The sequence below is a fragment of the Kitasatospora sp. NPDC059817 genome (assembly GCF_042731835.1).
In the GTDB taxonomy this organism is placed as follows: domain Bacteria; phylum Actinomycetota; class Actinomycetes; order Streptomycetales; family Streptomycetaceae; genus Kitasatospora.
Genome location: NZ_JBHWIR010000015.1, coordinates 59,011 through 73,037, shown reverse-complemented (window position 1 = coordinate 73,037; position 14,027 = coordinate 59,011). Strand labels below are relative to the sequence as shown.

The following is a 14,027-nucleotide window of genomic DNA, read 5'->3' as shown; positions in this document are numbered from 1 at the left end:
CGGGGGGTGTGTGTTTTTTTACCCCCGCCCGGGGGGGCGGGGGGGCGGCGGCCCCGCGGGGGGGGGGGGGTGCCGACGGGGCCGGGCAGGCCGGGGCCGGAGTCGGTGACCTCGATCCGCAGGCGGTCGCCGCTGATCGAGGCGGTGACCTGGAAGCCGTCGTCGGGCCGCCCGCCGGCGCCGTGCTCGACGGCGTTGGCGCAGGCCTCGCTGAGGGCGACGCCGAGGTCGTGGGCGATCTGCGGGTCGACGCCCGCCGTCGCCATGGCACCGAGCAGGATGCGCCGGGCCAGCGGGACGCTGGCCGGGTCGCGCTTGAGGTGCAGAGTCCACCAGATGTCCACGGGAGGTCCCTCCTGGCTGCGGCTCCACATACAACTAGGTATCTCCGGGCGATTCGGCGGTGAACCGTGCCCGGGGCCCGCTGCCGCCCGTTCGGCGGATGGACTGAGGCCGTGGATTGTGCCGAGTGGCGCACTCTCCGGCCTGCACGCCGCTGCCGAACGGGGCATTCGTAGGGATTTCCCACCCTGCCCACGCGGGCGAGGTAGGCGGTGAGATGATGTCTCGGCCATGACTGCCCTCCCCGCCGCCCCGCTCCCGGGCGCCCTCGCACCGGATGCGCCGGTGGGGGCCGCCGCCTGGGATCTGCGGCTTGCCCGGGCCGTCCCGTTCGCCCTGGTGTGCACGCTGATAGCGGCCGCCGGGCACGCCCTGGCGGGTGGCGGGAACGTGCCGCCGGCCGCGTTGGCGACGGGCTTCGCCGCGGTGCTGGTGCTCGCGGTGGCCTGCGGTGGGCGGGAGCGTTCGCTGACGGCCATCGCCGGTGCGCTGGGCGCGGGTCAGCTCGGGCTGCACTGCCTGTTCCACAGCTTCAACGGCCACGCGGCGATCGGCGGCATGGCCGGCATGCACCACGGCGGCTCCGGTCCGCTGACCCTGCCGACCGTGGCGGGCCGGCTGATCTGCAACGAGGCGCGCCCCGGCACGCTGGCCGGCCTGCCCGGGAGCCCGACCGCCGAGCAGCTGGTCTCCTCGGCGGGCCTGGACCCGAACGCGTACGCCGTCGCCCCGTGGTGGCAGGGCGGCGTGTTCGGGATGACGCCGTCGATGCTGGCCGGGCACCTGGCCGCCGCGCTGGTGGCGGGCTGGTGGCTGCGGCGTGGTGAGGCGGCGCTGTGGCGGCTGGTGCGGGTGACCGCGTCGGCGGCCCGGGAGCACTGGGCGGCGCCGCTGCGGTCGGCGCTGGTGCTGGTGGCGGCGCTGCTGCGCGGCCTGTTCGGCGCGGCCGGTCCGGCCCGTCGGTTCGGGGTCCGGGGCGGGGAGAGTCCGCTTCCGGCGGGTGCCGCGCTGCGGCACAGCGTGGTGCGGCGCGGTCCGCCGCGCGGGGTCTTCGCGTACTGATCCGGCTCCTGGCGCCCCGTTCGTGTCGGGCCCCGGTCGTGCGCAGCGTCCCCGGGCCGGTCCCGTGTGTCCCCGACATCCCGTGTGTCCTCGACACGCCGACGGCCCCGGTTTCCGCCCCCACACGTCCCCAGCACGTCCCCACGCGCGGCCCCGCCGAGGCACGGTCTTCCCGTCGCCCGGACGCGGGCCGGTCCGCCGAGCTCCGATCGGAGACACCGCATCATGCGTTCCCTTCCCACCCGCCGTCTCGCCGCCGTCGCCCTCACCGCCGCCGCCTCCGTGGTGGCGCTGGCCGGCCCCGCGTTCGCGCACGTCACCGTGAACCCGGGTGCGGCCGCCCAGGGCGGCTACACGGCCGTCGACTTCCGGGTGCCGAACGAGAGCGACGCCGCCGGCACGGTGAAGCTGGAGGTCAACCTCCCGCTGGACCACCCGCTGGCCTCCGTCCGCACCCTGCCGCTGCCGGGCTGGACCGCGGCCGTCGAGAAGGCGAAGCTCGACAAGCCGATCAAGGTGCACGGCAGCGACGTCAACGAGGCCGTCTCCAAGATCACCTGGACCGCCGACGCCGGCACCAAGATCGCCCCCGGTCAGTTCCAGGAGTTCCGGGTCTCGATCGGCCCGCTGCCGTCCGACGCCGACAGCATGGTCTTCAAGACCCTGCAGACCTACGACAACGGCGACGTCGTCCGCTGGATCGACGAGTCCAAGGACGGCCAGCCCGAGCCGGCCCACCCGGCCCCCGTCCTGAAGCTCACCAAGGCCGCCGCCGGTGAGGACGCCCACGGCGGCGTCACCGCCTCCCCCTCCGCGGGCGCCCACGGCGACAGCGCCGACCACACCGCGGGCCCGGCCGGCGCCAAGTCCAGCGACTCCACCGCCCGGGTGCTCGGCGTGGTCGGCATCGTGGTCGGCGTGATCGGCACCGCCGTCGGCGTGCTCGGCCTGCGCCGCCGGAGCAGCGGCTCCGCCTCCTGACCCACCCCGCCGGCGGGGCCGTACCCACGCCCCGGGTACGGTCCCGCCGGCGGTCCCACCCCGCACGATCGGATCTCCCATGCCCCGCACCACCCGCACCACCCGCCTGGCCGGCGCGGCCGCCGTCGCGCTCGCCGCCGCCCTGACGCTGACCGCCTGCGGCTCCTCCGGGGGCGGCTCGACCCCCGCCAAGGTCACCAAGCAGAAGTCCGACTCGCCGTACCAGGGCACGGTGCTCACCAAGAACTTCGAGAAGCCCGACCTCCAGCTGACCGACACCTCCGGCCAGCCGTACGACCTGCGGCAGCAGACCAACGGCAAGACCACGCTGCTGTTCTTCGGCTACACCAGCTGCCCGGACGTCTGCCCCACCACCATGGGCGACATCGGCGTCGCGATGAAGGCGCTCCCGGCCGAGGAGCGGCAGAAGGTCAACGTCGTCTTCGTCTCCACCGACCCGCAGCGCGACACCCCCAAGGTGCTGCGCACCTGGCTGGACTCGATGGGCAGCGACTTCATAGGCCTGACCGGCGACCTGGCCAAGGTGAAGACGGCCGCCAGGTCGCTCGGCATCATGATCGAGGACCCGGTGGTCAACGCGGACGGCACCGTCACCTCGACCCACGGCGCGCAGGTGCTGGCCTTCCTCCCCTCGGACGACAAGGCGCACGTGCTCTACCTGAGCGGCACCGAGGAGAAGACCTACGAGCACGACCTGCCGCTGCTCGCCAAGGGGGTCGCGGCATGAAGGCCTCGACCGGCCACGCCCCGGCCGGCCGCGCGACCCTCGGCTTCCGGCGGACGGCGCTCACGGGCGCGGTACTGGCGACGGCCCTGGGCGGCGGCGCCATCCTGGTCGCCTGCGGGGCAGGCGGTCAGGACGGTGCCGGCGGCGGGGCGGCCAAGCTGAGCGTCGCCGACTCCTACATCCCGCTGCCCCCGGCCGGCGGGATGGCCGCCGGCTACCTGACCGTCCGCAACGACGGCGGGCAGGACCAGCTGGTCAAGGTGAGCAGCCCGGGCGCCGAGTCCGTCACCATGCACCGCTCGACCCCGTCGAGCATGGAGCAGGTCCCGAGCCTGGACGTGCCCGCGCACGGCGCGTTGCAGTTCGCCCGCGGCGGCACCCACCTGATGATCATGGGATGGCAGAAGGCCCCCGCCCTCGGCGACGAGCTGGAGCTCGACCTGACCTTCGCCAAGTCCGGCACCCTGTCGGTCAAGGTGCCGGTCAAGGAGCTCACCTACCGCCCCGGCCAGAGTTAAGGGGACCGCCAGCATGGAGAAGGCCGCCCACCGCCGCATCGCCGGACTGCTCGGGACGCTCGGCGCGCTGCTCGCGCTGATGCTCGCCGGCGCCGGACCGGCCGCCGCGCACGCCACCCTGGAGTCCACCGACCCGCACCAGAACTCGGTGGTCGCCACCGCCCCGCAGGCGGTCACGCTGACCTTCAGCGAGTCCGTGTCGCTGTCCAGCGACTCGGTGCGGGTGCTCGACCCGGCCGGCAAGGCGGTGGACACCGGCAACCCGGGGCACGCCGACGGCAAGGCGGACACCGCCCGGGTCGGACTGAACAGCGGGCTCGCCAACGGCACGTACACCGTCGCCTGGCGGGCCGTCTCGGAGGACTCGCACCCGATCGGCGGCGCGTTCACCTTCTCCATCGGCGCGCCCTCGGACACCTCGGTGTCCGCCACCGCGCTCCAGGGCGCCAAGGCCGACGGCCTGGTCTCCGCCCTCTACGGCACCGGGCGCACCGTCGCGTACGCGGCGTTCGCGCTGCTCGCCGGCGTCGCCGCGTTCGTGCTGATCTGCTGGCCGGAGGGCGCCACCCGGCGCCGGATGCAGCGGCTGCTGATGACCGGCTGGGCGGCGCTGCTGGCCTCCACCGTCGCGGTGCTGATGCTGCGCGGCCCGTACGAGCGCGGTTCGGGGATCGGCAAGGCCCTCGACCTGTCGCTGGTGCGCGCCACCCTGGACGAGCGGATCGGCACCGCGCTGGCCGCCCGGCTGCTGCTGCTCGCGGCGAGCGGGGTGTTCCTGTCGCTGCTGGTCGGCCAGTTGGGGCAGCCGGCCCGGCCGGCGGCACAGCCCGGCGGCGCCGGGAGCGCGGGCGACGCGGAGACCGCGGACGCCGAGGAGGCCGAGCTGCGGGAGCTGGAGCAGCGCGCCGCCGAGCGGCCGCAGCGCGAGGCCCGGCTGGGCCTCGGCGTCGCCGGGCTGGTGCTCTCGATCGCCCTGGCGGCGACCTGGGTCGGCGCCGACCACGCCTCGGTCGGCATCCAGGTCTGGCTGTCGCTGCCGCTCGGCATGCTGCACCTGATCGCGATGGCGCTCTGGCTGGGCGGCCTGGCCGCGCTGCTGGTCGCGCTGCGCGAGGGTGTCGGCGCGCAGGTCGTCGACCGCTTCTCGAAGGTCGCCTTCGGCTCGGTCGCGGTGCTGGCCGCCACCGGCGTCTACCAGTCCTGGCGCGGCCTCGGCAGCTGGGGCGCGCTGACCGGCACCGAGTACGGGCGGCTGCTGCTGGTGAAGACCGGCTGCGTGGCCGTGATGCTCGGCGCCGCCTGGTTCTCCCGCACCTGGCTGGCCCGGCTGCGCGCGGCCCCGGCCGAGGCGGCGGAGATCGAACCGGCCGCGGTGCCGGAGCCGGTCGGCGCAGCCGCCGCGCACTCCGAGGACCCGCTCCGGCAGGCCCAGCTGGCCCGCCAGCAGGCGGCCCGGGAGAGCGCCGGGCGCGAGCGCGGGCTGACCCCGACCAGGGCCGGGCTGCGCCGCTCGGTGCTGGTCGAGGCGCTGGTCGCGGTGGCGGTGCTGGTGGTCACCACGATGCTCACCAACTCCCCGCCCGGGCGGGTGGCGAGCGAGGTCAAGGCCGGTGCCGTCGCACCCGCGACCGGGCCGGCCGCCGGGGGCGCGCCCGCCCCGCAGACCGAGCCGGGCCGCACCGTGGAGCTCAAGCTCCCGTACGACACCAAGGGCCGCACCCCGAACGCCAAGGGGACCGCGACCGTCACCCTCAACCCGGCCCGGACCGGCCCGAACGAGGTGCACCTCGCGCTGACCGGCGCGGACGGGCAGCCGGTGGACGTCCCCGAGGTGCAGCTCGCCTTCACCCTGCCGGACCGCGACCTCGGCCCGCTGCCGGTGGCGCTCGCCCCGGAGGGCACCGGCCGCTGGAGCGGCACCGCGCAGCTGCCGCTGGCCGGCACCTGGGTGGTGTCGGTGCAGATCCGCTCCTCCGACATCGACCAGACCACCCCGACCCAGCAGTTCAAGATCGGCTGACCGCGATGGAGCACACCTCGACGGACCGCACCACGGCGGACCGGGACACGACGGAGAGGGCGGAGGCGGAGAGGCCTGCAGCACAGGGTGCACAGGCGCCCGGCCGCGCCGGCTTCACCCGGCGGGCCCTGCTCGGCACCGCCGGCGCCGGGCTGCTGGCCGGCGCCGGAGCCGGCGTCGCCGGGGCGGTCGCCCTGGACCGCCACCCCGGCGCGGCGCCCGCCGCCGGGCCGGGCGGCGCGCTCGGAACGGCCCGGGTGCCGTTCCACGGCGAGCACCAGGCCGGCATCCTCGAACCCCAGCAGGCCCGGGTCCAGCTGGCCGCCTTCGACCTGGCCGAGGGCGTCGGCCGGGACGGGCTGCGCACCCTGCTCCAGCGCTGGACGAAGGCCGCCGAGCGGCTGACCGCCGGGCAGCCGGCCGAGGACGCCGACAACCAGGTGGCGCTGGACGCCGGCCCCTGCTCGCTCACCCTCACCGTCGGCTTCGGCGCCGCCCTGTTCGACAAGGCCGGGCTGGCCGACCGCCGCCCGCAGGCGCTCGAACCGCTGCCGCCCTTCCCCGCCGACGCGCTCGACCCGGCGCGCGGCGACGGCGACCTGTTCGTCCAGATCGGCGCCGACGACGCCCTGGTGGCCGTGCACGCGCTGCGGGTGCTGCAACGCCAGGCGGCCGGCACGGCGGCACTGCGCTGGCAGTCGGCCGGCTTCGCCCGTACGCCCGGTGCCACCGCGCGCCCGATGACCGGCCGCAACCTGATGGGCCAGATCGACGGCACCAACAACCCCCAGCCGGGCGAGGACGGCTTCGCCGCCAAGGTGTTCTGCACCGCCGGGCCGGACCAGCCGGCCTGGCTCGCCGGCGGCTCGTACCTGGTGTTCCGGCGGATCCGGATGCTGCTGGACAACTGGGAGGCGCTGCCGACCGACCGGCAGGAGCGGGTGATCGGGCGGCGCAAGTCGGACGGCGCGCCGCTCGGCGCGCCCGCCGGGGCCGGCGAGCGCACCCCCGTCGACCTGGCCGCGCAGGGCCCGGACGGCGCGCTGGCGATCCCCGCCGACGCGCACGTCCGGGTGGCCGCCCCGGCCGCCAACGGCGGGGCGGCGATGCTGCGGCGCGGGTTCTCGTACCACGACGGCCTGCTGCCCGACGGCTCGCCGGACGCCGGGCTGCTCTTCCTCGCCTTCCAGGCCGACCCGCGCAAGGGCTTCACCCCGGTGCAACGCAAACTGGCCCGGGGGGACGGCCTCTCCCGCTTCCTGCGGCACGAGGCCAGCGGCCTGTACGCGGTGCCGCCGGGCGTCCCGGCCGGCGGCTACCTCGGCCAGCAGCTCTTCGAGTAGCACGCCCCCGACGGTCTCCGGTCCCGGCCACTGAAACGCTTTCCTGGCCGGCGCGCGGAGTCGTTATGGTGACTTCTTCGGCAACACCCCTGCCCCGGTTCCACCCTGTTCCCCACGGAGGCGTCATGTCGGCCACCCGCTACACCTACCTCGGCCCGGCCGGCACCTTCACCGAGGCGGCGCTGCGCACCCTGCCCGAGGCCGCGACCCGGGAGCTGGTGCCGCTGGCCTCGGTGCCGCTGGTGCTGGACGCGGTGCGCGGCGGGGACGCCTCAGGGGCGTTCGTCCCGATCGAGAACTCGGTCGAGGGCGCCGTCACCGCGACCAATGACGAACTCGCCGCCGGCACACCGCTGATGATCTACCGTGAGGTGCTGCTGCCGATCTCCTTCGCGCTGCTGGTGCGGCCGGGCACCGACCTGGCGGGGGTCAAGACGGTGACCAGCCACCCGGTGGCCCAGGCGCAGGTGCGCCGCTGGCTGGCGGCCAACCTGCCGGACGCGCAGTGGGAGTCGGCCGCCTCCAACGCGGACGGCGCCCGGCTGGTCGCCGAGGGCCGCTACGACGGGGCGTTCGCGGGCGAGTTCGCGGCGCCGATCTACGGGCTGGACCCGCTGGTCAAGGACATCGCGGACGCGCAGACCGCGACCACCCGGTTCGTCCTGGTCGGCCGCCCGGGCCGGGTCTCCTCGCCGACCGGCGCGGACAAGACCTCGATGGTGGTCTGGCTGCCGGACGACCACCCGGGCGCGCTGCTGGAGCTGCTCCAGGAGTTCGCGGTGCGCGGGGTCAACCTGATGCGGATCGAGTCGAGGCCGACCGGCGAGGGCATCGGCAACTACTGCTTCCTGATCGACTGCGAGGGGCACCTGTCCGATCGCCGGGTGGCGGAGGCCGTGATGGGGCTGAAGCGGATCTGCCCGCAGGTGCGGTTCCTCGGCTCCTATCCGCGCGCCGACCGGCAGGTCTCCACGCACCGGCGGCCGGGGACCTCGGACGACGATTTCACGGCCGCCGCCGACTGGCTCTCCCGGTGCCTCGACGGGCGCGGCGACATCTGATCCACGCGACGGCACCGCGACGGCACCGCGACGGCACCGCGACAACATCCGATCGCCGCCCGTTGTCTTTCCGCCCTTTTCCGATCGTTTTCCCGCGGCCGGACGGAAGGGGGCGGGTGACCGCACCCGTCGTCCACAGGGGCCCGTGGCCCCGGAACCCGCCATCCACAGGGGCGGGGACTATCCACAGCCGAAAGTTATCCACAGGCCTGGGGATGAGTCGACAAACCGGTATAGCCACTGCGGGTTTCGGTCGGATCATTGGTTAGCGGCGTAGAGATGACTAATCGGACCAGAGTCACCCGTGTGCCAGCAAATCACCTGTCTGAGTGCTTCAATTCCCTCACCCGAGAAGGTCAAATGAGGTTTGAAACCTCAATTCCCTGGCTTCGGTGATCGGAGGGTCGACCTCCCCTTCAATCCACAGGCACCGCCCGGATCCTGTGGATAACCCTGGCCCCGCCCGTTCCCCACAGAAGTTATCCACAGGATCCGGGCGGTTATCCCCAGGGGAAAACCCGTACCGGTGGACGAGCCTGCGCCCGGTACGCTTGGGCCTGTGATTGACCTTCGCCTGCTTCGTGAGGACCCTGACCGAGTGCGCGCCTCGCAGCGCGTCCGTGGCGAGGACGTCGACCTGGTCGACGCCCTCCTCTCCGCCGACGAACGGCGCCGGTCCTCGGGCAGTCGCTTCGACGAACTGCGCAGCGAGCAGCGGACGCTCGGCAAGCAGGTCGCCCAGGCCAAGGGCGAGGAGAAGGCCGCCCTGCTGCAGCGCACCAAGGAGCTGGCCGCCGCGGTCAAGGCCGCGGACGCCGAGCAGGGCGTGGCCAAGGAGGAGGCCGAGCGCCTGCTCCGCTCGCTGGCGAACCTCATCGACCCGGCCGCCCCGGTCGGCGGCGAGGAGGACTTCGTCACCCTGGAGGAGATCGGCACCCCGCGCGACTTCGCCGCCGAGGGCTTCGAGCCGCGCGACCACGTCGAGCTCGGCCAGATCCTGGGGGCGATCGACACCGAGCGCGGCGCCAAGGTCGCCGGCGCCCGCTCGTACTACCTGACCGGTGTCGGCGCGCTGCTGGAGCTCGCCCTGGTCAACATGGCCATCGCCCAGGCCACCGCGGCCGGCTTCATCCCGATGATCACCCCGACCCTGGTCCGGCCCGCCGCCATGGACGGCACCGGCTTCCTCGGCCAGGCCGCCGAGAACGTGTACCACCTCGCCGAGGACGACCGGTACCTGGTCGGCACCAGCGAGGTCCCGCTCGCCGCGTACCACATGGACGAGATCCTCGACGCCGAGAAGCTGCCGCTGCGCTACGCCGGCTACTCGTCCTGCTTCCGCCGCGAGGCCGGCACCTACGGCAAGGACACCCGCGGCATCATCCGCGTCCACCAGTTCGAGAAGGTGGAGATGTTCGTCTACACCACTCCCGAGGACGCCGAGAACGAGCACCGCCGCCTGCTCCAGTGGGAGAAGGACTTCCTCAACGCGCTGGAGCTGCCCTACCGGGTGATCGACGTCGCCTCCGGCGACCTCGGCGCCTCGGCCGCGCGCAAGTTCGACATCGAGGCCTGGATCCCGACCCAGGGCAAGTACCGCGAGGTCACCTCGACCTCCAACACCACCGAGTACCAGGCCCGCCGGCTCTCCATCCGGATGCGCGAGGAGGGCAAGACCCGCCCGCTGGCCACCCTGAACGGCACCCTGGTCGCCATCCCGCGCACCATCGTGGCGATCCTGGAGAACCACCAGCAGGCCGACGGCTCGGTGGCCGTGCCCGAGGCGCTGCGGCCGTTCCTCGGCGGGCGGACCGTCCTCGAACCGGTCAAGTAGCACCGCGCCACCCGCACCACCCGCAACTCCCGGGAGACGTACGGCCCATGAGCACCACCAGCCCCAGCCCCGTCTCCCCCAACGGTGAGCACCCGAGCGGTGGGGGGCGGGGCCACCGGCCGGGGGGGCGCCCCCCCCCCGCGCCCCCCCGGGACCCACGCGCGCCCACCATCCCCCCCACCCCCCCCCCCCGCCCCCCCCCCCCGGGGGGGCCGGGGGGGGGGGCGCCCCCCCCCCCCGGGGGGCGCCCCCCCCGACCTCGACGGCACCCTGCTGACCAGCGCGGAAACCGTCTCCGAGCGCACCCGCGCCGCCCTGGCCACGGCCACCGGCGCGGGCGCGCTGCACATCGTCGTCACCGGCCGCTCCGCCGCCTGGGCCCGCCCGGTCTTCGACGAGATCGGCTACACCGGGATAGCCGTCTGCGGCCAGGGCGCCCAGGTGTACGACGCCGGCGCGCACCGGCTGCTCACCTCCCTCACCCTGGACCGCCGACTCGCCGCGCTCGCCATCGCCAAGATCGAGGCCGAGACCGGCCCGCTGGCCGTCGCCGCCAACCAGGACGGCCTGGACGGCCAGGTGCTGGCCGGCCCCGGCTACGAACTGCTGATCGGCTCCGACCTGCCGGTCGTCCGGGTCGACCGCGACCAGCTGCTCGACGCCCCGGTCAGCAAGCTCTACATCCAGCACCCGGGCCTGACCGACGACGCGCTCGCCGAGGCCGCCCGCCGCGTCGCCGGGGACCTGGTCGGCGTCGTGATGGCCGGCGCCGGAGTGGTCGAACTGCTGCCGCTGGGCCTGTCCAAGGCCACCGGGCTGGCCGTCGCCGCCCGCCGCCTGGGCGTCCGCGGGGCCGACACCATCGCCTTCGGCGACATGCCCAACGACGTGCCGATGTTCGGCTGGGCGGCCCGCGGCGTGGCGATGGCCAACGCCCACGAGGAACTGCTCGCCGTCGCCGACGAGGTCACCGCGAGCAACGACGAGGACGGCGTCGCCGTCGTCCTGGAACAGCTCTACCCGGGCGTCTAGGGGCTCTCTTTCGGATCACGTCGTGGTGTTCGGCGAGGGTTCACCTCCAGTTGTAGGATGACCGGGCAAGCGGTTGTAGGATGACCGACGACCGGCGTTGACCAGCGACGCGGCGACCAACGACGAAGGGAGCACCGGCATGACCAACGACGGCAACAGCCTCCAGGCGGCCGGACGGCGCTCCCTGGTGGACACCGCGATCGACCAGCTGCGCGAGCAACTGGCCGGCGGCGTCTGGCCAGTGGGATCGCAGATCCCCACCGAGCACGAGCTCGCCGAGCGGCTGCAGGTCGGCCGGAACACCGTCCGGGAGGCGATCCGGGTGCTGGTGCACGCCGGCATGCTGGTCTCCCGCCAGGGCGAGGGGACGTTCGTCCGCTCCACCAGCGACCCGGCCGCCGTCCTGCGCGGCGTCCAGCGCTCGGGCATCCGGGACGTCCTGGAGGTCCGGGCCGCACTGGAGACCGAGGCCGCCCGACTGGCCGCGCTGCGGCACACCCGCGAGGACGTCGAGCGGATGCGGGCCGCGCTGGCCCGCGAGGCCGAGGTGATCGCCTCGCACGCCGAGCGGACCGACCGCGAGGCCACCGTCGAGCACGACCTGGAGTTCCACACCGCCATCGTCGAGGCCGCGCACAACCCGGCGCTCACCGAGGTCTACCGCTACTTCGGCGCCTCCGTGCGCGAGTCGATGACCTCGGCCTTCGGCGACCACGACATGCCCGAGGTGGCCGTGGCCACCCACGCGGCGCTGGTCGACGCGATCGAAAGCGGCGACCCCGACCGTGCCGAGGCCGCGTGTCGTGCGCTGCTCGCCGAGCCGACCGCGGCCGTCGAGCAGCTCCTCGCGGCCATCGCGGCCCGGAAGTGACGTAGGCACCCGCCTGCCTTCCGCCCTCCGCGCCCTCGCGCACATTCACGAAAGAACAGCACACCCATGGCCGTCACCCGTGCCCAGCAGCCGGTTGCCACCACATCCCTCCCGCTTCCCGTCCGCACCCGGCTGGCCCACCCCGCGCTGCTGCTGACCGGCATCCTGCTGGTCGCGCTGAACATGCGCGCCTGCCTGGCGGCGGTGTCGCCGATGGTCGGCGAGATCCAGCGGACCTTCGGACTCTCCGCCACCGCGAGCGGACTGATCACCACCGTGCCGGTGCTGTTCCAGGGCGTCGGCGCCCCGCTCACCCCCCGGCTGACCCGGCGGTTCGGCACCGAGCGGGTGGTGCTGGGCGCCGTCCTGGTGCTGGGTGCGGGCGTGCTGCTGCGGGTGCTGCCCTCGGTGGCGGCGCTGTACGCGGGCTGCGTGGTGATCGGCGTGGCCATCGCGGTGCTGAACGTGTCGATGCCGGGCCTGGTCAAGCGGGAGTTCCCGGACCGGGCGGCGGCGATGACCGGCGTCTACTCGACCACCATGCTGGTCGGCGCGACCATGGCGGCCGGCCTCTCGGTGCCGCTGGAGCACGCCCTCGGCGGCGGCTGGCAGGCCTCGCTGGGCACCTGGTCGCTGCTCGCGCTGATCGCCGCGGTGGCCTGGCTGCCGCAGGTGCTGCGCTCCCGGCAGGAGCGGGCGGCGGTCGCGGCAGTGACGGGCCTCTCCGCCGGCCCTGCGGCTGGTCGGGCGACCGGTCGGGCGACCGGTCATACGGCCGGTCGGGCGGCCGAGAAGCCGATCGAGGGCATCTGGCGCTCGCCGATGGCCTGGCAGATCAGCCTCTTCATGGGCATCTCGTCGCTGCTGGTGTACACCCTGGTCGCCTGGATGCCGACCATCCTGGCCGACCACGGCATGGACCGCGGCGAGGCCGGTCTGGTCTTCGCCTTCTCCAACCTGGTGCAGGTCGCGGGCGCCTTCCTGGTGCCGCTGCTGGCCGGCCGGATGACCCGCCAGCGCGGGCTGGCGGTGGCCATGGCCGGGCTGAACGGCCTCGGCATCGCCCTGCTGCTGATCGCGCCGGTGTCCGGCGCCTGGGTGTCGGCGACCATCCTGGGCGTCGCCCAGGGCGGTTCGCTGGGCCTGGGCCTGGCCTTCATCGTGCTGCGCACCGGCAGCGCGGCCGGCGCCGCCCAACTGGGCGGGATGTCGCAGGCGGTCGGCTACCTGGTCGCGGCGGCGGGCCCGGTCGGCGCTGGCGCGCTGCACCAGCTCACCGGCGGCTGGACGGCCACCCTGGTGCTGATGCTGGTGCTGGCCACCGTGGTCGGCGCGGCCGGCTGGGGCGCGGGCCGCAACCGGACGCTCGGCTAGCACCTCTGCTCGGACCGACCCGGGCTGGCCTCGTTGAGGCCGGCTCGGGTCCCCGGCTGCCCCGGGTCGACCCCAGTTACCCCGGGTCGGCCCCGGCCGGCTACTCCTCGGCGGCCAGGGTCAGTCCGGCCAGCTTCACCGAGGCCAGCACCGTCGCCGCCACGGTGACCGCCAGCAGCAGCGGGACGGCCACCCCGAGCGAGACGTCGGCGCCGATCGCGGCGTCCCCGGCGACCGCCTCGGCCACCGACCGGCCCCACTGCTGGACGCTCAGCGTCCGGGCGCCCGACACGAAGTTGCCGATCAGCGACTCCCAGACCAGCGCGTACCCCAGCCCGGCCACCACCGCGTGCCGGGTGACCACGCCGAGCAGCAGGAACAACGCACTGTACGCCGCCCCGGCGACCAGCACGGCCACGGTGTAGCCGAGCGCGATGCCGTCCCTGGTACCGATCAGCAGCAGGCCGCAGAGCAGCGTCGGGAGGGCCGCGAACACCCAGGTGGTGCCGATCGCGACGACCAGTTTGGTGGTGACGATCTTCCACCGCGGCAGCGGCTTGGCCAGCAGGTAGACGATCGAGCCGTCGTCGATCTCGGTGGCGATCACGCCGGTGCCGACGACCAGGCCGAGGATCGGCACCAGGGTGCCGAGGCCGAGCTGCCCGAGGATCTTGACGGTGAGGTCGTGCTCGTTCCCGCTGGCGGTGCCGCTCGCGACGGCCGAGATGACCAGCAGCAGGGCGGGGACCACCAGCAGCAGGAGGCCGCGGCGGCGGCCCAGCAGGCCGCGCAGGGTCAGCCTGGCGACGGTCGGGTTCATGGTCGGTCGGCCCTTTCCTGG

At 74.5% G+C, this 14,027-nt stretch carries 13 protein-coding genes; 11 read left to right on the top strand and 2 right to left on the bottom strand.

Annotated elements, in window-relative coordinates:
* A partial coding sequence (locus ACFV61_RS05850; protein WP_380490318.1) for an ATP-binding protein occupies positions 1-344 on the bottom strand: 344 nt, incomplete at its 3' end.
* 229 nt (positions 345-573) lie between these two features.
* Between ACFV61_RS05850 and ACFV61_RS05845 the strand changes: the two genes are divergently transcribed.
* From ACFV61_RS05845 to ACFV61_RS05795, 11 genes are all read left to right on the top strand, one after another.
* Positions 574-1,404, top strand: coding sequence for a hypothetical protein (locus tag ACFV61_RS05845; RefSeq protein WP_380430372.1), 831 nt, complete (start codon positions 574-576; stop codon positions 1,402-1,404).
* Between the two features lie 225 nt (positions 1,405-1,629).
* Entirely contained in the window at positions 1,630-2,385 is a 756-nt protein-coding gene (locus ACFV61_RS05840) for a YcnI family protein (RefSeq protein WP_380490316.1), read from the top strand.
* 79 nt (positions 2,386-2,464) lie between these two features.
* A complete protein-coding gene (locus ACFV61_RS05835; protein WP_063348371.1) occupies positions 2,465-3,133 on the top strand; it encodes an SCO family protein in 669 nt (222 codons plus the stop codon).
* Entirely contained in the window at positions 3,130-3,651 is a 522-nt protein-coding gene (locus ACFV61_RS05830) for a copper chaperone PCu(A)C (protein WP_079135711.1), read from the top strand. The genes ACFV61_RS05835 and ACFV61_RS05830 overlap by 4 nt, the downstream gene beginning before the upstream one ends.
* Positions 3,652-3,664: 13 nt before the next feature.
* Positions 3,665-5,671, top strand: coding sequence for a FixH family protein (locus tag ACFV61_RS05825; RefSeq protein WP_380490314.1), 2,007 nt, complete (start codon positions 3,665-3,667; stop codon positions 5,669-5,671).
* Between the two features lie 5 nt (positions 5,672-5,676).
* Positions 5,677-7,014, top strand: a complete 1,338-nt coding sequence (efeB, locus tag ACFV61_RS05820; RefSeq protein WP_380490312.1) for an iron uptake transporter deferrochelatase/peroxidase subunit — start codon at positions 5,677-5,679, stop codon at positions 7,012-7,014.
* A 125-nt stretch (positions 7,015-7,139) separates the two neighbouring features.
* The gene (pheA, locus tag ACFV61_RS05815) at positions 7,140-8,075 is read left to right on the top strand and encodes a prephenate dehydratase (RefSeq protein WP_063348373.1); all 936 of its coding nucleotides are present in this window, start codon (positions 7,140-7,142) and stop codon (positions 8,073-8,075) included.
* 559 nt (positions 8,076-8,634) lie between these two features.
* Positions 8,635-9,909, top strand: coding sequence for a serine--tRNA ligase (gene serS, locus ACFV61_RS05810; RefSeq protein WP_079135713.1), 1,275 nt, complete (start codon positions 8,635-8,637; stop codon positions 9,907-9,909).
* 84 nt (positions 9,910-9,993) lie between these two features.
* Positions 9,994-10,941: an HAD family hydrolase gene (locus tag ACFV61_RS05805; protein WP_380490310.1), complete on the top strand. Its 948-nt coding sequence runs from the start codon at positions 9,994-9,996 to the stop codon at positions 10,939-10,941.
* A gap of 139 nt (positions 10,942-11,080) precedes the next feature.
* A complete protein-coding gene (locus ACFV61_RS05800; RefSeq protein ID WP_063351236.1) occupies positions 11,081-11,812 on the top strand; it encodes a FadR/GntR family transcriptional regulator in 732 nt (243 codons plus the stop codon).
* Positions 11,813-11,878: 66 nt separating this feature from the next.
* Positions 11,879-13,186 carry a CynX/NimT family MFS transporter gene (locus tag ACFV61_RS05795; RefSeq protein WP_380490308.1) on the top strand — a complete coding sequence of 436 codons (1,308 nt, stop codon included), beginning with the start codon at positions 11,879-11,881 and terminating at the stop codon, positions 13,184-13,186.
* Between the two features lie 100 nt (positions 13,187-13,286).
* Here ACFV61_RS05795 and ACFV61_RS05790 read toward each other — a convergent pair whose 3' ends face one another.
* The gene (locus tag ACFV61_RS05790; protein WP_063348377.1) at positions 13,287-14,006 is read right to left on the bottom strand and encodes an ABC transporter permease; all 720 of its coding nucleotides are present in this window, start codon (positions 14,004-14,006) and stop codon (positions 13,287-13,289) included.
* Between the last annotated feature and the right edge of the window lie 21 nt (positions 14,007-14,027).